Source organism: Arthrobacter sp. JZ12, from assembly GCF_035189165.1.
In the GTDB taxonomy this organism is placed as follows: Bacteria; Actinomycetota; Actinomycetes; order Actinomycetales; family Micrococcaceae; genus Arthrobacter_D.
On record NZ_CP045246.1, the window covers coordinates 3,101,854 to 3,121,404 of the forward strand.

The following is a 19,551-nucleotide window of genomic DNA, read 5'->3' on the forward strand; positions in this document are numbered from 1 at the left end:
GTGCCGGCCGTCCACTCACTTTTCTTCCTACTTCGTGAGAGCCACCGACTCGGCCATGAATTCAGCAACCACCTGCTGGGAGATGGCGACGTCGAGAACGAAAACGCCGTCGTCGTGCGTGGCAAGCCACTCCTCAAGCGCCCCAAGGTCCGCCAACGAGCGCGCCTTGCAGCCGCTGGCCCCCAAAGCGCGCCCGACGGCGGCGAAATCCACTTCCTCGATCAGCATCGCCTGATCGTGCAGCCCCTTCGCGGCGTACTGGTGCAGCTCCGCGCCGTAGGCGGAGTCGTTCAGGACCACCGCAACTCCCCTGCGTGTGGCGCGGAGGAAGGTCTCGAAGTCGGCGAGACCCATTAGCCCTCCGCCGTCGCCGCTGACCAGCACGGTGGTGCGTTCCGGTCGTGCCACCGAGACGCCCGCGGCGGATCCGAACCCCATGCCGATTGACTGGAACGCGGTTCCCACCAGGATCATCGCGTGAGGGTCGGGGACGGAAAGGTACATGGGCGCCCAGCCGATGAAATGCCCTCCGTCCATCACCACCGAGCGTTCCGCCGGCAGGATCCGGTCAAGGGCGGCGACCACCGCGCGCGGATTCAGCCGGCCGTCCGGGCCGAACTCCATCGGATCCTCGATCGGACGGGAAGATCGGAACTCCTCGCCGGCCACTTCCGGAACAGCGTCCCGCCAAGGCTGCGACGAGGGCTGAACGCGCTCGAGCAGCCCCTCGATGAAGGGCAGGATGTCGGAGCGGATGTAGTCCACCGCGATCGGGTGTTCTTCCTGGGGCTCGTTGTCCACCCGGATGATCCTGGTCGACGGCGGGAACAACGTCCCATACCGGGTCTGGAAGATATTCATGCTGGCACCCATCACCAGGACGACGTCGGCCTGCCGGGCCACCTCGAGCCGGTGGCGGCGGGTGAAGCCGCCCGCGACACCAAGGTCCCACTCGCTGTCGAACGCATTGACTGCCATGACCGACGTCATGAAAAGTGCTCCGAGGCGGTCGCCGAGCTCCTTCAGCGGCCGGGCGGCGTCGGCCAGCACCACTCCCCTTCCCGCGATGACCACCGGACGCCGGGCGGCGGAGAGCAGCGCCGCCACCCGGTCCAACTCGGCGTCACTCGGGGGCCACGGCTGCTTGGCGGGGAGCGGTTCCAGTTCGCGTTCTGGTTCGTGTTCCGGTCGGGCGAGCGGCGCCGTGGCGAGATCGTACGGGATGGACACGATGACCGGTTGCACCGTCTGCAGGGCAAGATCGAAGGCGCGGTGGGTGATGGCTTCGGCGTTCCGTTGGGTAGCGACCAGCGTGGTCACGCCCAGCGCTTCGGCTGCCTTCGCCTGGTCGATGTCAAAGCGTCGGGGCCCGGCGGACGGCGCGTCCCCCACCACCAGCACCAGCGGGATACGGGCGATCCGCGCCTCCGCCAGGGTGGTGTAGGCGTTGGTGAAGCCGGCACCGTAAGTGGTTGTTGCCACGGCTATCCGTCCGGTGGCGCGGTAGTAGGCGTCGGCCATCGCGACGGTTGCCGACTCGTGGCGTGCTGACGTGAAGGGGAAGCCGCGGCGGGTAAGCCGGCTGATTAGGTGCGCATTTCCGTTGCCCATGAGCCCGAAGAGATGGCTTGTCCGTTGGGCTATAACGTCGGCTACGGCTGCGGACACGTGGCCTTCGTCGGGCAGGGTGGGGGCTGAACTGGGCGGAACCGTTGTGCGGGCGCTCGGCATGGGTGTACTCACTCTCCATTGTGTGGTCGCACCCAGCCTAAGGGCAGATCCGTGGTCATCGGCTTTCACGGGACCGATGATTCTTCGGAGCGAGTCCCGTCTACCAAGCGAATCCAGAAACCGCTGGACCGACGAAAGGAAGCATCACGATGAACGCCACCACACCAATCACCGGATATGCCCCCGTCAGCGGGCTCGACATGTACTACGAGATCCACGGTGACGGAGAAGGAGTTCCGCTTCTCCTCCTGCACGGCGGCTTGTTCAATATCGACCTCCAATTCGGCGGACTCATCCCGGGGCTGGCCCAATCCCGGAAGGTGATCGCCACGGATTTCCAGGGCCACGGAAGGACAGGGGATGCAGACCGCCCGCTGACCAGTGCGGGACTGGCATCCGACGTCGCCGGGCTGTTGAATCATCTGGGCATCGGCAAGGTGGATGTCTTCGGCTACAGCATCGGCGGTGCGGTAACCATCGAACTCGCGACCCAGTACCCCGAACTGGTGCGGAAAATCGTCGTATCGTCGGTGTCCTTCGACCCCTCCGGCGACCGGGGTGAGGACCAGGGCGCCATGGAGGAGATGACCGTGGACATGATCGCCGGCACCCCAATGGAGGCGGACTACCTTGCCAAGTCGCCGAACCCGGAGAAACTGCAGGACCTGCTCAACAAACTGGTCTGCTTCGACAACGGCAACTCCGGCTGGTCCGAGGACCAGATTAAGGCCATCGAGGCGCCGACCCTGATCACCGTCGGTGACTGCGACATGGTGCACCTCGAGCACGCCGTCCGATTCCTTCAGCTGCGCGGCGGGGACGTGAACGGCGACTTCGAGGGCGTGCCCGCCTCCCAGCTTGCAGTGCTCCCGGGCACCACCCACTTCTTCGGCCTGAGCCGCCCGTCCCTGGTGCTGGAACTGGTGGTTCCATTCCTTGACGCGCCGATGCCCGCGAACGAGCGGGAATCAGCCCTCATGAGCGATTCCAAGACGCGCGGCTAACCGGCGGAAGTCAGCCCCGGCGCACCAGCGCGTATCCGTAGGCCTCCAGGTGAACCTTGTCCACGGCGTCGCCCGTGAGCAGGTCGGTGCCGGACACCTCGACCGCGACGGCGTCGGTTCCGTGATTGATCACGGTCACCACGTCGCCCCGCTGGGCCGCCTCCACCTGTTCGGGCAGGCCCTCAAGGACGGGCACGACGCCGGCACCTGCGAACACGTGCGCAGTCACTAGGCGCGCGCCGTCGTCGTCGGGCACGGTTGCGAGGTAGTAGGCACGGCCGGCACCGGCGGTGGCCGCCGTGAAGGCGGGCATGCCCTCGGTGCGGCCGGTGCTGAAGGTCGCGAGAACCTCCGCACCGACCGCGGCGATCTCCTCGGCGAAGTAGAGGCCGTCGAAGGTGTTCCCACCCAGCGTGACCGGTGCGGTGCGCTGGCCGGGACCGTCGGAGTTCGGCGGTACGAGGGCACCGAATTCCTCAAGGGTCACTCCGAGCACCGGTCCCAGCTGGGTGAGGTAGCCGCCCTCGCGGAAGCGGTCGTATTCGTCAACAACGTCGCTGAAGGCCGACACGAGCAGGTGCCCGCCGGCCTCGACGAAGCGCGTGAGGTTGGCGGCGCCGTCGGCGGTCAGCAGGTAGAGCTGCGGGGCAACAACAACGGCGTACTGGGAGAGGTCCGACGTCGGGCGGACGAAGTCCACCTGAACGTGCTGACGGTGAATCGCGAAGTACCAGCGTTGCACGCATTCGACGTAGTCCAGCACCACCGGGTGGTCGGGGTTTTCGATGGCCCACCAGTTCTCCCAGTCGAAGACGATGGCCACACGGGCATCTCGCGCGCCTACTGGAAGCTGCGGCAGGGCTGCAAGGTCCTCGCCCAGCTGAACCACTTCGCGCCAGGTACGCGTCGATGTTCCGGCGTGGGGCAGCATCGCAGAGTGGAACTTCTCAGCACCGGCACGCGACTGCCGCCACTGGAAGAAGAGGATGCCGTCAGCGCCGCGGCCCACGGATTGCATGCTGAGTGCCTGCATCTGGCCCGGTGCCTTGGGCGCGTTCGTCGGCCGCCAGTTGAGGGCATTGGTGGACTGTTCCATCAGCAGCCACGGCGTTTCGGGCTTGAAGGACCGGATGAGGTCACGCTGGAAAGCACCGGCGCGAAAGGACTCGGCCTCATTGGGGTCCGGGTAGCAGTCGTCGGAGATGACATCCATCTCCGCGGCCCACTCCCAGTAGTTTCCGGGCTTGAATGCGCCCATGAAGTTTGTGGTGACCGGTTGGGTGGCCCCGGCGGCGCGGATGATGTCCCGCTCCATCCGGTAGCACTCGAGCAGCATGTCGGAAGTGAACCGGCGGAAGTCGAGCAACTGGCCGGGGTTGTGGCTGTAAGGCGCCTTGCGGGGCGGGAAGATGTGGTCGAAGGACTCGTAGTGCTGGGCCCAGAACCACGTTCCCCACGCAGCGTTCAGTTCCTCCAACGTTCCGTACTTCCGCTTCAGCCATACACGGAAGGCGTCCCGTGCGGAGTCGGAGTAGTCGAGGTTCATGTGGCAGCCGTACTCGTTGTTGACGTGCCACAGGACCACCGCGGGGTGGTCGGCATACCGCTCGGCGATGCGCTGGACCAGCGCGGAGGCAAGGCGGCGGTACGACGGCGACGACGGCGCGTAGTGCTGCCGGCTGCCATGCCAGTAGGGCGCACCGTTCTCGTCGGCGGCGAGGATGTCCGGGTAGGCGACCGTCATCCACGGCGGAGGCGACGCCGTGGCGGTGGCCAGGTCGACGGCGATTCCGTTGGTGTGCAGGAGGTCGATCACCCTGTCCAGCCACTCGAAGTCGTAGACATCTTCGGCGGGCTGGATCCGCGACCAGGCGAAGATGCCGAGGCTGACCATGGTCACCCCCGCTTCCCGCATCCGCTGGACGTCCTCCGTCCAAACGCTTTCCGGCCACTGCTCAGGGTTGTAATCGCCGCCGTAGTGCACGGTGGTGTTCCTTTCGAAGAGAGTTTGGAGAGGTGCTGCGGATTCGGAGAGGTACTGCTACCGGCGCTCGCGTTCCTTGACCACGAGCACCGCAAACATCAGGCAACCCAGCCCTGGCACCAACAACGGCGGCAATTGCCAGGTCACGACGACGGTCAGCGCCAGCGCGATCAGCAGCGGAACAATCGCCCCCGGATCACTGGTGAAGCTGGCCAGACCTTCGCGGACGGCCTCGCGCCATCCCTTGTGCGGGGTCCATCGAACGGCTGACTGCAGCAGCAGGATCGCCAGCGCGGTGAGGGCGAGGATCCCGACACCGAAGACCACTTGCCAGCCGGGCAGGATCTGCATCCCGGAGAGCAGGAGGTTGAAGATCAGGACGACGGCGAGCACCGTCGTCGCAAGCCCCACGATCCAGCCGGTGCGAAGTGCCGCGACGAAGTCCGACCGCCATTGCCCAATCGTTGACCGCTCAGCAAGCAGGTAGCGGTGGAGGTGTCGCGTGGAGGCAACGATTGCCGCCGGAAGGGTGATGAGCAGGAGGCCGCCAACCGCGGTCAGGACTCCAAGCCAGAGAACCTCCGCGAACAGCGCGAACTTCCCCTCGGCTCCCGGCCACTTGAGCTGGGAACCGTCTGGCAGGGGCCGTTCGCGCCGCTTGCGGAGGTTGCGGGGTGTCATCCCTTGAGGCCCTGGGTGGCAACGCCGTCCACGAGGAACCGCTGGAAGATGATGAAGAACAGCATCACCGGCAGCAGCGCGAGGACCGAGATGGCCACGGTTGCTCCGTAGTCGGAGCCGCTGGTCTGGTCGTTGAAGACGCGCAGGGCGAGCGGCAGCGGGTAGTTGTCAGGCGAGTTCAGGTAGAGCAGCGGGCCGAGGAAGTCGTTCCAGCTCCAAATGAACGCGAAGATCGAGGAGGTGATGAGCGCCGGCTTGATCAGCGGGATGGTGATGGACCAGAAGATCCGCCAGTGCCCGCAGCCGTCAATGCGTGCTGCTTCGTCCAGTTCCTTGGGCAGATTGCGGATGAACTGAACCATCAGGAAGACGAAGAATGCTTCGGTGGCAAGGAACTTGCCGACCAGGAGGGGGAAGAACGTGTCCACCATGCCGAGGTTCCTGAAGATCATGTACTGGGGAATGATCAGCACGTGGAACGGAAGCAGGAGCGTTCCGATCATCATGGCGAAGAGCATCGGCCGGCCCTTGAAGTCCAGGCGGGCGAATGCGTACGCGGCCATGGAGGACGAAATAACGGTGCCGATCACGGCGCCGATACCCAGGATTGTGGAGTTCCAGAAGAACTTCCAGGTGGGGATACCCGCAACGCCCTCCATCACTTTGATGAAGTTGTCGAAGGTCGGATTTTCGGGCAGGAAGCCCTGGTTTGACCCGAACTCCGCGCTGGGCTTGAAGGAAGCGGAAATCATCCAGACCAGCGGATAGAGCACGACGGCGGTGAGCAGGAGGATGCCTACGATCCAGACCGCCGTGGCAACGGTCTTTCGGGTGCTCTGGCGCCGCCCGCGTGTGGGCTGGACGGCCTTTTTGTCGGACCCGGTTGCTGACCCAATATTCATGGTGGTCATCGGGAGTCACCTCCGTAGTGCACCCAACTCTTGGAGGTGCGGAAAAGGATAAAAGCGAGAATGCCTACCGCTACCAGCAGTACCCAGGCCATGGCCGAGGCGTAGCCCATCTGGTTGTTGGTGAAAGCGCGGGTGTACAGGTAGACCGTGTAGAAGTTGGTGGCGCCTGCGGGGCCGCCGGTGCCCGAACCGATGATGTAGGCGGATGCGAAGATCTGGAAGGCACCGATCATCTCGAGCAGCAGGTTGAAGAAAATGACCGGCGAGAGCATCGGCAGTGTGACGCTGAGGAACTTGCGTCCTGCCTTGGCGCCGTCCACGGAAGCTGCTTCGTAGAGTTCGGCAGGGATCTGCTTCAGGCCCGCCAGGAAGATCACCATGGGGGCTCCGAACTGCCAGACTGCGAGGAGGATCATCATCGGCATGATCAGGGCCGGAACGCCGACCCAGCCGCCGAGGTTGATTCCGAAGAGGCTGAGTCCGCTGTCTACGGGGCCGTTTGCGGAGAACATGGCCCGCCAGACGATCGCGATCGAGACGGAGGCACCGATAAGGCTGGGGGCGTAGAACGCCGAGCGGAAGAACCCGGTGCCCTTCGACTTGAAGTTCAACAGCATAGCCACGGCGAGAGCCGCAGCGAGCTTGATCGGTGTTCCCACCAGTACGTAGATCAGGGTGATCTGGACTGATCCCCAGAAAACCGTGTCACCGGCCATGCGTTCAAAATTGGCCAGGCCGGACCACTCGGGGGCTGTGAAGATGTTGTAATCCGTGAACGCCAGGTACAGCGAGAAGAGCATAGGCCCCAGCGTGAGTGCGAAGAGCCCCAGTAGCCACGGCGACAGGAATGCGTAACCAATTAAGTTCTCCTGCCGGAGGTATTCCTTGCTGCCCTTGCGCTTGGGCTGACCACCCGTCCGGCGGTTGCCCGCCGGACGGGTGCCGGGTTCGGCGGTAGTGCGGGTTTTAGTTGGCGCGTGCGCCGATCCCGTTGTCATGAACTGCTCCTATATAACAGGGATAACTCGGGTCGATGATCAGCCGGCGAGTGTGACTGCGGCCTCGTCGAAGAACTGCTGTGCAGCGTCTTCAGGAGTGACGGATCCGAGACCGATGGAGGTGCCCAGGGTCAGGAAGGTGTTCTCGAGCGCGCCGTAGCCGACAACCGGAGCTGCGGGCGGTTCGCCGATGCGGTCAGCGACTGAGTCCAGGTACTCCTTGACCTCGAGCTCCGGGCCTTCGAGTGCGGCGCCCTCGAGAGCGGTCTCCGAAGCGGGAACGCCAAGCGATGCGCCGAAGATCTTGCCGACCTCAGGGCTGTTGATGAGGAATTCGACGAAAGCGACAGCAGCCTCAGGATGCTCGGTCCCGGCCGACACGGCGTGCAGCATGGAGGGCTTCTGGTAGAGGTCCTTCACGGAGGGGTCGCTGGTGGGCGGAGCTACGATGTTCAGGTCTTCAGCGCCCGTGTCACCGAGGTAGCCGCCCATGAAGTTGGACCAGGTCATCTCGCTTGCAGTGAGGTTGGAACCGAAGCCGGACTTCGGCAGGACTTCCTCCAGCGTGCGGGCGGGGATTACTGCCTCGCTTTCGCGGAGATCAGCAGTGCTGCTCCAGAACTCAGCGAGCTCTTCCTGGGTGAAGTTGAGCTGGCCGTCTTCGGTGAAGAGCTCGCGGCCTTCCTGGCGAAGCTGGAGTTCGAAGTTCTGAATACGCCCGGTGTAGTCGGTGCCGCCCCAGATGTCATCGCTGGCGTCGCTGACGCTTGCCATGTACTCCTCGTACTCTTCCCAGGAGGTGCCGCCTTCGTAGCCTTCGACGCCGGCCTGCTCGATCAGGGCCGGGTTTTCGAAGAGGGACCAGGCGTTGTAGCCGGTGGGAACGCCGAGGGTCTGGTCCTCAAGCTTGCCGGTGGCCATCAGAGTCTCGTCGATGCCGTCCGTCGTCAGGCCGTTACCGATGTAGTCGTTGAGGTCGAGGAGCAGTCCGTTCTGGCCGTACTGGCGCAGGTAGCTGTAGTCGAACTGCATGACGTCGGGCAGGCCGCCACCTGCTGCCTCGGTCTGACGCTTCTCCCAATAGGCAGGGAAGTCCATGAAGGTGCCGTTGACGTCGATGTTCGGGTTTTCTTCCTCGAACAGTGCGATGGCCTCCTCGTAGCGCTTGGCACGGTCCTCGTTGCCCCACCAGGTGAAGTTGAGAGTCACTTCCTCATTGGGATCAGGCGTGCCGCCCGCCTCGCCGCCGCCGTTGCCGCCGCAGGCAGTCAGCATGAGCGCTGCCGCAACGGTCACCGCGACGCCGGACCCGGCACGTCGTGAGAATTTATTGAACATCTTTGTCCTCCTGGGAACGGCTCAGATATGAGGTGAAGCTCTTCAAGCCGCTGGTACAGTGGTGTACGTCACGGAAAGCGCTCTCCAACGAGACTAAATTGAATCGTCTCAAGGCGCAAGACCTACTCCTAGAATAATGTGATCTGTGATACTTCCGAGACCATCCGAGCCAAGGGACTACCGCAATGCCGCAGTTTGACCTTCCCCTCGCGCAGCTGGAGCAATATGCGCCTGAACGCACCGAGCCCGCTGACTTCGACGCCTTCTGGGAAAAGACGCTCGCTGAAGCGGCGTCCTTCAATCTCGATGCCCGGTATGAGGAGGTGGACGCAGGCTATTCGGAGCTCATCACCGAGGACGCCACCTTCGCCGGCTATGGCGGCCACCCGATCAAGGCGTGGATGCTGCGTCCCCGGGCTGCCGCCGGACCGCTTCCTACCGTGGTGACCTACATCGGCTATGGCGGCGGTCGGAGCCTTCTCGGCGAGTGGACCGCAATCCCTAGCACCGGCGTCGCGCACTTTGTCATGGACCTGCGCGGGCAGGGAGCGGGGCACAGGAGCGGCGACACCCCCGATCCCGGAGTCAGCGGGCCCCACTTCGGCGGACACCTGACGCTGGGAATCGATTCACCCGAGACCTACTACTACCGTCGCCTGTTCACCGACGCCGTCCGGGCGGTCGAGGCCGCCCAGGCCCACCCGTTCGTGGACCCGTCCCGTGTCCTGATCTCAGGCGGCAGCCAGGGCGGGGCAATCGCGCTTGCTTCGGCGGCGCTGGCACCCACGGTGCTTGAGACCGCGCCGATCGCCGCCGTCGTGGATGTGCCGTTCATGTCCCACATCCGTCGCGCTACCGAAATTGTGGACACAGCTCCGTACGGGGAGCTGGTGCGCTACCTCGGCGTCCAGCGCGGCCGCGAGGAGGAGATCTTCTCCACCCTCAGCTATTTCGACGGCGTCAACTTCGCCGCGCGCGCCAGCATGCCGGCGCTGTTCTCGGTTGGGCTGCTGGATGACATCTGCCCCCCGTCCTGCGTCTACGCGGCCTACAACGCCTACGCCGGTCCAAAGTCGATCAACGTCTACCCCTACAACGGACACGAACACGGCGGCGCACTGCAGAGCGAGGCGGCCATCCGGTTCCAGCGGGAGATGTTCGCCTCCGTGTAGCGCCGCGTGAGACGTCTGCACTGGTACACCCGGCGCCTGGCCCGCGGATCCGTTGCCCTCGCTCCCGTTGGGCTGCGGCGGCGCACCCCTTCTGAGCCGAGGCAACGGATCCGCGGTGTTCGTGCAACCTCCGATTTCGGCCTACGCACGACATGCGGCGAAAATTGACCGGTGTCAGAAACATCGCCGTCAGAAATTTCGCCATCCCCGCAGCCGACCGACAAGCCCGTCCTGACCCTCGGCGTCGTTGTCCCGCCGAGCCTGGATGCTGAGTCCAGGCAGGAAATTGGCGAGGCCCTGCCCCGGCTTCTGAGCGAGTCGCACCCGGGCATTGGTTGGCGCCTGGAGGTAGAGACCGAGGCCCTCGACGGCGCAGCGCCGTCCGAACTGCTCGAAACCGCCCGGGACAGGCTGCTCGACGAGGACTGGGACCTAGCCGTCGTCTTGAGCGACCTTGCGTTGCGCAGCGGGCGCAAGCCGGTGCTTACCCAAATCAGTCCTGTTCATAAGGTGGGCCTGGTCGCCCTGCCGGCACTGCGCGCGGTCGGCCGGCGGGAAAGCATCACGACGGCGGTTGCCCGGCTGGTCGGTCCGCTCGCCGGCTGGGACGAGGACGATGAACCCGCCGACCGGGCACGCAGGGCGCGTGAGATGGCTGACGACCTGCCCGACCGCGCCGAGGAGAACCCGGTGTCCTTCACGGGTCGGGTGGTTGCAGGAAATGCACGGGTGCTGCTCGGGCTCATCCTTGCCAACCGGCCATGGCGCTTGGCCGTCAGCCTGTCCCGCGCGCTGACCGCGGCGGCCGCTGCCGGCGTCGTGACGCTGGCAACCAGCGACCTGTGGATGCTTGCGACGGCCTACGGACCCTGGCGGCTCGTGCTGCTGACCTTTCTCGCCGTGGGCGCCGTGACGCTCACGCTGATGATCGGGGCGGATCTTTGGGAGCGCCCGCGGCGCCGGATCGAGCGCGAGCAGGTGGCCCTCTTCAACCTGGCTACGACGGCGACGGTGGTCATCGGCGTCGTGACCTTCTTCGGCGCGCTCTTTGTCCTATCGTTCCTCGCAGCGGTGCTGCTCGTGGACTCGGGTGTCTTTGCCGCCGTCGTCGGTCAGCCGGTGGGACTGGCGGAATACGCGCAGCTCAGCCTGCTGACGGCGGCGCTGGCGACCGTAGGCGGTGCGCTGGGCGCGGGGTTGGAGAACGACGACGTTGTCCGCGCCGCCGCTTTCACCCGAAACGACGTCTAGCCCTTGCGTAACTTCTGAGCAGAGAGATGGCGGGCCCGGCACATGCCCGACCCGCCAGATCTACGAGAATCTCCGGTGCGGCTACCGGACCATGCCGAGCACCGTCTGGGCTGAGGAGCCCAGGATGGCGCGGACAGAGTCTGAAACAACGTCCGGCTTCTTGCCCTGGTCCAGGAACTTCACGAAGCGGTCCATCGCCTTGCCGACGTTACCGAGGTTGCCCTGCTCAACACCCTCACGGGCCTGGGCCAGTGCGGCTTCGAGCTGCTTGGCGACCGGTCCGGCCACATCGCCGCTCTCAACGAGCTCCTCCAGCATGCCCTGCAGGTCCGCGACGATACCCGGGGTCCAGGTGTCCGGAACGGGGACGTTGGCGAAGTCCATGTCCGAGGCGAAGTAGTAGCTCGTGTAGGACGGCTGGTTGTAGCTGGTGTTCTGGCGGGCCACCTCGGCGCGGTACTGCGGGTCGTGCATCAATGAGGTGAGCTTGTGGCCGGTGACCTCGGTGCTGAGGTACACGCGGATGGCCGAGCTGTCCGCCGTGCGGACAAACAACTCCTCGCGCCAGTCGCCGAACGCGTCCGCGACAAGTGCCGGGTTGCCCTTGGTGCCGTTGTTGGTGCGGGTTCCTTCGGCGGTCAGCACGCGCCCGCGGGTCCAGTCATCGATGGTGACCGTCGAGTTGCCCGAACCGTTGACCAGCTGGGTAGTCATGTCCGCGCCCCACTTGATGCTCTGGTTGGTGCCGGGGGTACGGCCTTCCAGCTGCTCACCGGTGGAGGACAGCAGTCCGGATCCGTCAGAGCCGCCCGGCATGCTGGCCCAGACCTCGATTCCGCTGACGTCCGTACGGACGTCGCCGATCATGCCTCGGCCGGTGTCACGGCCGGAGTAGGCGCCGAAGATCGGTTCACCGGTGGCCGCGTCGCGCAGGACGGAACCGTAGGGAGCCCACTGGCCGCCCTCGTGAACGGTCCAGATTTCCTGGCCCGGACGGTTGGGGTCGATATCAGTCACGTGCATTGCGTCGCCGTGGCCCAGGCCGGCCTCGGCACCCGGGTTGCCGCTGCCGGCGGGCATGGTGTCGAACGAGCTGTAGAGGAGCGAGCCGTCGTCGTCGATTGTGGCCGAGCCGTAGACGATTTCCTGCTTGCCGTCGCCGTCGACATCTGCCGCGCTGAGCGAGTGGAAGCCCTGGGTGGTGATCGAGCCGAATTCGGGGTCGGTTCCGAGGCGTCCGTGCGGGCCGTCATTGAACGGGTTGGTCATGGGAGTCCAGCCGCTGTCGACGTTCCAGACCTTCGAGATGTTCTTGCCATCCCAGTTGTAGGCGACGAGGGTGGAGCGGGTGTAGTAGCCGCGGGCGAACACCGCGGAGGGACGCTGGCCGTCGAGGTAGGCAACGCCGGCAAGGAAGCGGTCCACACGGTTGCCCGGCTCGATCCGGCTCATGGCGTAATCGCCCCACATCAGGCCGTCGTCGTGGCGGCCCGGCTCGTAGTCAACGGTCTGCAGTTCGTCGCCGGTCGCGCCGTCGAACACGGTCAGGTACTCGGGACCGCTGAGGATGAAGCCCTCGAAGGCGCGCAGGTTGTTGCGCGTGCTGCGGGACGGTGCGTAGACGTCGATGAAGTAATCCGCCATGGCGCGCGCATCGGCGTCCGACAACGGGTACTCGTACCGCTGCTCGATGCCGAACGCTTCCTCGAGCGTCGCGGGCCAGTTGCCGGCCACAACCTCAGGGTGCTCGTGCCAGGTGGCGAACATATTCACCACGTGCTCGTAGTAGCCCTCCGCCGAGAGCCGGTAGTCGTCGGTGTTGCTGTAGCCCGCGGCGACGTCGTCGGCCGGCAGGGTGATGTACTCGGGTTCGCCGGCTACACCGTCGGTGTACTTGGTGATGGTGGTGCCCGGCGCGGTCTTCATCATCAACTCGGTGCGGCCGTCGCCGTCGAAGTCGTAGACCATGAACTGCGTGTAGTGGGCGCCGGAGCGGATGTTCACGCCGAGGTCGATCCGGTGCAGCAGCGTCCCGTCGAGGGTGTAGGTGTCGATGTAGGTGTTGCCGGTGTAGCCCACCTGCGACACGTCCTTGGAATTATTGGGCTCCCACTTCACTACGTACTCGTAGCTTCCGTCGCCATCGGCGTCGCCGAGGCTCATGTCGCTGGCGTTGTAGGTGTAGCTCTGCCCTACCGGAGTGACACCGTCGGCCGGCTTCTGGAGCGGGATTTCGGTGTATCCCTGTGCCCAGGGGCTCACCTCGTCACTGCGGTCCAGTTCAACGCCGTCGACGACGGCGGCAACCGAGTAGGTGGCGCCCTCCGTGGCGTCGGGGTCGAGGTAGTTGGTGCTGTCGGTCACCGTGGTGATCTTTTCGCCGTTGCGGTAGACGGCGAAGTCGGCGCCGGTCTGGCCGGTGTCGCCTGCGCCAGTGACTTCCGTGGCGAGGAGGCGCCAGCTGAGGAAGGTTCCTTCGGAAGTGGCGGCTGCAACAAGGCCGCGGTCGAGGTGTTCGAGCTGGATACCTGGGGCGGCATCCGGAGCCGGAGCTGCGGCGGCGGGAACTCCCCCGCCTCCTGCGATCAGGGCTGCACTCAGGGCGAGCGTTGCCGGAACGGGGATGAATCGATAGCGCGGGTTCATCTTTGAATCCTTTCAAGGGAAAACGCTTTCTCAACGCTAGGGGAAGTGCTCGGCGAAGGTCAAGGTTTTTCCAAGGTCAATGTGAACCAGCACACTTCCCCGCTGGGCGCGCCTGGCCCAGCGATAGTCCCGCTGTGGACGAGCGCTTAGGAGCCGTGACCTTCCGGCTCCCGGAACTCGAGCGGAACGGCATCAGGGTCACCGTCCGGTGCCAGGAAGAGGTGCACGTGCCCTCCGCCCGAGCCGACGGTAAGGGTGTCGAGTTGGGCTGCACCGGCCTGCCAGAGACGTACCGCGGCGTCGCGCTGCGCGCCCACGGTTGCAGTGAGGGCTTCCCGCTCTCCCGGGTGCACGGTCAGGAGCTGCTTGTACCCATCGGTTGCTGCGTGAAGCAGCTGGGCAGCACCGATGAAGGACTCGCGAACAACCGTCTGATCGCTTGTTCCGTCTTCGACGGTTTCCAGGGCAGACGTCGCGAGCGCAAGTTCGGAATGCCACGCGTTCACTTCGTCAAGGCCCGCCGGGTTCGAGTTGCCGGTCCCCTCCACCGGCACAGCGGAAGCGAATTCCTGCAGCACGTGCGCGATGTGCGCATGTGCCTCTTCGCCGGCTGCAGCAAGGTCGGCGTTGAGCTCAGCCCTGTCATCGGCCTGTTGCGCCGCCATTTGTTCAGCTACGGCATGAATGGACCCTTGTTCGGGCGCGTTCTGTTCTGTACCCGGCTGTCCTGCGGCGAGGGCACCAGTTAACGCTACGACGACGGCGGCCACGCCGGCTGCGGCAAGAAAACGCGTCTTGGAGGAGGGGCGTGAAGGATGCTTCAAGGGAATCGTCGGCCCTTCAGGGTTGATTCGTAGTTCTTGAGCCGCTGCTCTGTTGCACCGGCGGTTGGTGCGCAGGCAGCGGATTCTTACTTCCGCCGCGGCGGGCGGTGGAACGGCTCCTGCCGCACCGGCGCAGTTCGGCAGCCGGTGCGGCAGGCACCGCCCCTAGTCCAGCTCGCTCTGCCAGACCTGGAGGTCCTCAACCTTCTCGAGCAGCTGATCGTACGCTTCGGAATCACGCTCGACGTGAGCGTAGACCTGGGCCGCCGCTGCGTTGAGCTTGGCTGCGGAATCGGCATGCAGGCCGGCTTCGGCGAACTCCTTTGCCTTTTCAAGCTGCTTCGCCACCTGGGTGGCAGCCTTCGCCGAGATGTCTCCTTCAGCGAGCAAGCCTGCGGTCAGGGTTTCGACCTCACCCCAGGTGACGCAGTCACCGCCGCCGCTTACCGCGCCGGCCGACCATGCGATCCCGCCCAGCAGGTGTTCCAGGAAGACCGGGTCCGTGTACGACGCTTCCGTATGCCCTCCAGCGGTGTACCAGGAGCGGGCAGACTCGAAGTTGTGGCACCAGGACAACGGGTGGTCAGCGCCCATCGCGTTGCCTCCTGGGTTGTACGTACCCTCATCCAGGTTGGTGAGGACCCGCACTGCATCGCGGGGGCTCTGCGTGAAGTTGTACCACTCATCGAAGCGTGTCCAGGTTTCCGACAGGTGCTCCGTCGAAGGGTGGGTGCCGTCTTCAACCACCTGGACTGCCGTCTGCTGGGCAGGATGGCTGACGAACCGCGCACCGCCGCCCGTGAGCTCGCTGTACCAGGGGATGGTGTGCATTGAATCGGTCGCCGCATGGACGCCGGCGAAGCCGCCGCCTGCACGGATGTAACCCTGGAATGCCTTCAGTTCACCCTCGTCGAGCAGCGTCGGTTTCGCCGGATCGAGGTTGTTGGTGCCATCCACCGTGGAAACGAAAACAATGGTCTCGTACTTGGCAAGATCCGCCGCCGTCGTGAACGGAGTGCTGGGCAGCGTACGCTCGGGCTGGCCTTGATTCCTCGGTGTGGTCGGCGGGTCCCAAACGTCCACGGTGAACCCGTTCGCCTCGCCGAGGGCGATGATTGCCGTCGTCGCCTCGTCGATGCTGCTGTGGCGGAAGCCGGTGGTCTTTCCGACGACAAGCACGTCGTAGTCTTCAACCGCCTCCGCCCCTGTCGAGACCGGTTCGGCTTGGGCCGGCGCCATGGCCAGCGCCGGAACCACCAGCGCCGCTCCAAGCACGCCGAGCAGAGTCGGGTTGATGTATCGCTTCATTGCGCTCCTTCTACTTTGACTGTCCCAGCACGGGAGTCGCAGGGCGGACTCCAGCTGTTCGGCCGTCGAGGACACCACATCCACGCCAGCGAGGAAATGTTGTGATCGACAACTTATTAACCAGTAAAAGGCCAAGTGACGGAAAGTGCCATGGTTACGAGCGTATTTATTTTGTTGTCAGTCAAAACATAGCCGAGCATAGGAAGGGTCCGGCCTCCGTTCAGAGCGGCTCGTCGGCCGGGACGTCCCGGTCGCAGACCAGTACACCGGCGCGCACCCACAACCGGGCGCGGTGCACCTCCGAGCGCCGCAGCGCGCCGCTCTGGACTTCGACGTCGTTGCTCCCGGCCCACTCCGGGTGCGTGAAGTAGAACGCCACAGCATGGTTTCCGCAGACAACGACGTCGGCATGCCGGCCCACCTGCCGATCCTCCGGATGGGTGCCGGGCCGATCGAGGATGAGGCCCTGTGCGGTCCAGCCGATGCCGTCGTCGGACCGGTAAACGCGCTGGCCCCGCCACTCGTCGACGATCATCCAAAACCAGCCGCCCAGTTCAAAAACGTTGGGCCCTTCGTGCGGGTCGCCGCCGATCACCTGCCCTTCAATGCGCCAGGTTTGCCAGTCGGTGCTGGTCGCGGCCCAGGTGGTGGAATGGTCGGCCTCGTCCTTGTACCAGAGGCGCAGCTGCCCGTCGGCAGTCCGGGCGAGGGCGGCGTCGATCACGTAGTTCGAGCTCAGCTCGACGAAACCCTGGTGCTGCCAGTCGGAAAGGTACGAACTCGTGAGATGGGCGATCCGGCGTTCGTGGCCGGCCCATGCCCCGGGAACGCCGCGGATCCACGAGAGATACATGTGGTAGCGCTCCCCGTCCCACACCACTTCAGGGGCCCAGTGTGTGTTCACTCCGTTTTCGCCGTCCGGGTCCAGCCCGTCCACCACGCCGTGATAGTCCCAGCGTGCGCCGTCGTCGGACATGGCCACACCGATCCTGCTGCCGTGCACCCATTCCACGCCCGCACCGGGGTCAGCAGGGCGACGCTGGGTGTAGAACATAAACCACTGCCCGGTCTGCTCATTGCGGATCACGGTAGGGTCGGTGGGCCCGCCGAGCGGATCGACCAGGAGCGGCGCGCTCATCGGGCCTGCCTCAGGTCGACCACGGGAGCACGCATGCTTCCGCGGATGGCCGGGCCGGAGAGCTCTGCGCGCGTGACGGGGCGGCCGGTACCCGCTGAGGCGTAGAGCGCCGCCACTATTTCCATGGCACGGGTCGGTGCGGCTGCAACCGGGGGAACATCGGCTCCCGAAAGCAGTGCGCTGTACACTTCCGACAGCAGCGCGTCATGGCCGCTCGGCACCTCATCTCCGGGGAGCGCCCATGACGCCGCCCGCTCCGCGCTGATGTGCCTGGCCGGGGTGATCTTCCAGCTCGCATGGTTGTGCCCGTAGAGGTGTTCGAGTTCGATGGTGGCGTGCTCCGTGTCGATGCGGATGAGGCTGGACTCCCGGGGCGCCAGAACGGTGGTCAGGACCGAAGCAACCGTCCCACTCTCGAACACGACCACTCCACAGGAGGTGTCCTCCGTCTCCACGCCCCGGTCCAGCCGGAACAGTTGACCGGTTGCCGAACTCCACTCGCCGAGCAGGTAGGCCAACAGGTCGATCTGGTGAATTCCGTGGCTCAGAGTGGTGCCGCCGCCCTCGGATTCCCACGTCCCGCGCCACGGCACCTCGAAGTATTCCGTTCCGCGGTACCAGAGTGTGTGGCACACCGTGGTCAGCGGGCGTCCAAGTTCGCCGGAGCGCAGCAGGTTCCGAATATGCGTAGCCGCGGTTCCTGTCCGCTGCTGGAAGACGACGGCGAGCTGCCGCCCAGCGGCATGCGCCGCCTCCTGCATCTGGTCCACTTCGGCCAGCGACAGCGCTGGCGGCTTTTCGGCGATCACGTGAGCACCGGCGTCGTACGCGGCAGCGGTTTGCTCGGCATGCCCGGCCGGCGGCGTGCAGATGTGCACGACGTCGACTGCCTCCGCCGCGAGCAGCTCCTCGAGACTGCCGTACCCGGCCGGAATCCCGTGCCGGGTGTTGAAGTCGCGGACCCGCTCCTCGCTGGGGTCAGCGGAGGCGACAGCGGTGACGCCGTGGATACGTCGAAGAGCTTCGGCGTGAAGGTGGGCAACAGCACCAGTACCGAGGATGGCGGCGCGCAGTGTGCGGGTCGTCGGGCTCATCGGCCCAACTGGTCTTCGAGGTGGAACACCTCTTCAATCTGCACGAACCCTTCGTCCGGGCGGCCCTCGAGCTCAACAAAGAACTCGCCCATCTCGGCTTGCCACCGGGCGTTGACGTCGGTTTCGGCCATAGCGCGCTGTGCGGCGGCGAAGTCCTCGGACTCCACGTAGCCGATCAACAGCCCGTCGGAACGAAGGAACAGAGAGTAGTTGTTCCATCCCGTGTCCTTCAGAGCACGCAGCATGTCGGGCCACACTGCGGCATGCCTTTCCTTGTACTCCTCCAGGCGGTCGGGCTTCACCTGTAGTTGGAAGCAGACGCGTTCCATGGTTCTCCTCTTCGAGCGGGTTGTCCTCGGGCTTCTAGGTCCATTGTGAATCGTTTCACACTTTACGGCACCCGCGCTCGCTGAACCAGAGTTCCGCGAGGGGAACTAGAGGGTGCTTCCGCGCGTGACGAGTTCGGGCTGGAAGATCACCTGGCGGCTTTCGGCCGGCTTCTGCTCAATGGCTTCCAACAGGAGTTCGACGGCGGTACGCCCCATCAGCTCGGTGGGCCGCCTCACGGTCGAGAGCGGCACGACGGCGGACTGCGCGAAGTCGATGTCGTCATAGCCGATGAGCGCCATATCCTGCGGTATGCGCAGACCGCGAATGAGCAGCACCGCCTGCATGACGCCAATCGCCAGGAGGTCGTTGGCGCAAAAGATTCCGTCCGGGAGCTGCTCGCGGTTCCGCCCGGCAAGCGTCTCGCCGACGGCGCGGCCGGCCAAAACGGTCATCGCCTCAGCCTCAAGCACCTCCAGCGATGCCTCCGGGTACTCGTCAACCGCCTGCTGGGCACCGGCGAGACGGTCCGCCACCTGCTGGATCTCAGTTGACGCACCGATGAATGCGATTCGCCGCCGGCCCCGGGAAAGCATGTGCTTCACAGCCATGTAGCCGCCAGCCACGTCATCAACGGACACCGAACTCACCCGGCGCTGCGGGTCCACGCGGTCAACCAGCACCACGGGAACGCCGTGCGCCCGCAGTTGTTCCAGCCGCGGATCCACGTTTCCCACCGGAGAAATGAGCACTCCCTTGACCCGCTGCTGCTCGAACACGTCGAGGTACCTGCCCTCGCGTCCGGTATCGTGCCCGCTGTCGCCCAGCAGCACGGTGCTGTCCGACTCCGCCGCGCGGTCTTCGGCTGCGCGGGCGAGCGAGGAGAAGAACGGGTTGCTCACGTCCAGGACGATCAAGCCGATGGTCCTGCTAAGCCCCGCCCGGAGCTGACGCGCGGCGTCGTTGCGGACGAAGCCGAGCTCGGCGATCACATTGAGCACCCGTTCACGCGTCTTGTCGGCCACGCGCTCCGGGTTGTTGAGCACGTTGGACACCGTGCCGACTGCCACCTGCGCCTGGTCGGCAACATCCTTGATACTGACCATCGGTAGGCCTCGTTCCCTGTGATTGAGCGGGTTCTGTG

At 65.1% G+C, this 19,551-nt stretch carries 16 protein-coding genes; 3 read left to right on the top strand and 13 right to left on the bottom strand.

The window, feature by feature from the left end:
* Positions 1-27 precede the first annotated feature (27 nt).
* Entirely contained in the window at positions 28-1,743 is a 1,716-nt protein-coding gene (locus tag GC088_RS14410; RefSeq protein WP_323959683.1) for a thiamine pyrophosphate-binding protein, read from the bottom strand.
* 137 nt (positions 1,744-1,880) lie between these two features.
* On the opposite strand from GC088_RS14410, the gene GC088_RS14415 reads away from it, so the two are divergent.
* On the top strand, positions 1,881-2,735 hold the full coding sequence (locus GC088_RS14415; RefSeq protein ID WP_323959685.1) for an alpha/beta fold hydrolase: 855 nt from the start codon (positions 1,881-1,883) through the stop codon (positions 2,733-2,735).
* Between the two features lie 10 nt (positions 2,736-2,745).
* Here the strand turns inward: GC088_RS14415 and GC088_RS14420 are convergent, their stop codons facing one another.
* The 5 genes from GC088_RS14420 to GC088_RS14440 are packed head-to-tail and all read right to left on the bottom strand — an operon-like array spanning position 2,746 to position 8,647.
* A complete protein-coding gene (locus tag GC088_RS14420; RefSeq protein ID WP_323959686.1) occupies positions 2,746-4,719 on the bottom strand; it encodes a beta-galactosidase in 1,974 nt (657 codons plus the stop codon).
* A 57-nt stretch (positions 4,720-4,776) separates the two neighbouring features.
* Positions 4,777-5,400 carry a hypothetical protein gene (locus tag GC088_RS14425; RefSeq protein WP_323959687.1) on the bottom strand — a complete coding sequence of 208 codons (624 nt, stop codon included), beginning with the start codon at positions 5,398-5,400 and terminating at the stop codon, positions 4,777-4,779.
* Positions 5,397-6,311 carry a carbohydrate ABC transporter permease gene (locus GC088_RS14430; RefSeq protein ID WP_416377472.1) on the bottom strand — a complete coding sequence of 305 codons (915 nt, stop codon included), beginning with the start codon at positions 6,309-6,311 and terminating at the stop codon, positions 5,397-5,399. Before GC088_RS14430 ends, GC088_RS14425 begins: the two co-directional genes overlap by 4 nt.
* A complete protein-coding gene (locus GC088_RS14435) occupies positions 6,308-7,309 on the bottom strand; it encodes a carbohydrate ABC transporter permease (protein ID WP_323959688.1) in 1,002 nt (333 codons plus the stop codon). The genes GC088_RS14430 and GC088_RS14435 overlap by 4 nt, the downstream gene beginning before the upstream one ends.
* A gap of 39 nt (positions 7,310-7,348) precedes the next feature.
* Complete coding sequence (locus GC088_RS14440; RefSeq protein WP_323959689.1) at positions 7,349-8,647, bottom strand: ABC transporter substrate-binding protein; 1,299 nt, start codon at positions 8,645-8,647, stop codon at positions 7,349-7,351.
* A gap of 185 nt (positions 8,648-8,832) precedes the next feature.
* Between GC088_RS14440 and GC088_RS14445 the strand changes: the two genes are divergently transcribed.
* Both GC088_RS14445 and GC088_RS14450 read left to right on the top strand, forming a co-directional pair.
* The gene (locus tag GC088_RS14445) at positions 8,833-9,819 is read left to right on the top strand and encodes an acetylxylan esterase (RefSeq protein WP_323959690.1); all 987 of its coding nucleotides are present in this window, start codon (positions 8,833-8,835) and stop codon (positions 9,817-9,819) included.
* Between the two features lie 171 nt (positions 9,820-9,990).
* Positions 9,991-11,070, top strand: a complete 1,080-nt coding sequence (locus GC088_RS14450; RefSeq protein ID WP_323959691.1) for a hypothetical protein — start codon at positions 9,991-9,993, stop codon at positions 11,068-11,070.
* A gap of 81 nt (positions 11,071-11,151) precedes the next feature.
* Here the strand turns inward: GC088_RS14450 and GC088_RS14455 are convergent, their stop codons facing one another.
* The 7 genes from GC088_RS14455 to GC088_RS14485 all read right to left on the bottom strand — a co-directional run bounded on the left by GC088_RS14455 (position 11,152) and on the right by GC088_RS14485 (position 19,513).
* A complete protein-coding gene (locus tag GC088_RS14455; RefSeq protein WP_323959692.1) occupies positions 11,152-13,716 on the bottom strand; it encodes a rhamnogalacturonan lyase in 2,565 nt (854 codons plus the stop codon).
* A 146-nt stretch (positions 13,717-13,862) separates the two neighbouring features.
* A complete protein-coding gene (locus tag GC088_RS14460; RefSeq protein WP_323959693.1) occupies positions 13,863-14,540 on the bottom strand; it encodes a hypothetical protein in 678 nt (225 codons plus the stop codon).
* 165 nt (positions 14,541-14,705) lie between these two features.
* Complete coding sequence (locus tag GC088_RS14465; protein WP_323959694.1) at positions 14,706-15,848, bottom strand: ThuA domain-containing protein; 1,143 nt, start codon at positions 15,846-15,848, stop codon at positions 14,706-14,708.
* 220 nt (positions 15,849-16,068) lie between these two features.
* A complete protein-coding gene (locus GC088_RS14470) occupies positions 16,069-16,986 on the bottom strand; it encodes a glycoside hydrolase family protein (protein ID WP_323959695.1) in 918 nt (305 codons plus the stop codon).
* Positions 16,983-18,080, bottom strand: coding sequence for a Gfo/Idh/MocA family protein (locus GC088_RS14475; RefSeq protein ID WP_323959696.1), 1,098 nt, complete (start codon positions 18,078-18,080; stop codon positions 16,983-16,985). Before GC088_RS14475 ends, GC088_RS14470 begins: the two co-directional genes overlap by 4 nt.
* The gene (locus tag GC088_RS14480; RefSeq protein ID WP_323959697.1) at positions 18,077-18,409 is read right to left on the bottom strand and encodes an L-rhamnose mutarotase; all 333 of its coding nucleotides are present in this window, start codon (positions 18,407-18,409) and stop codon (positions 18,077-18,079) included. The genes GC088_RS14475 and GC088_RS14480 overlap by 4 nt, the downstream gene beginning before the upstream one ends.
* A gap of 105 nt (positions 18,410-18,514) precedes the next feature.
* Positions 18,515-19,513: a LacI family DNA-binding transcriptional regulator gene (locus GC088_RS14485; protein ID WP_323959698.1), complete on the bottom strand. Its 999-nt coding sequence runs from the start codon at positions 19,511-19,513 to the stop codon at positions 18,515-18,517.
* Positions 19,514-19,551: the final 38 nt, after the last annotated feature.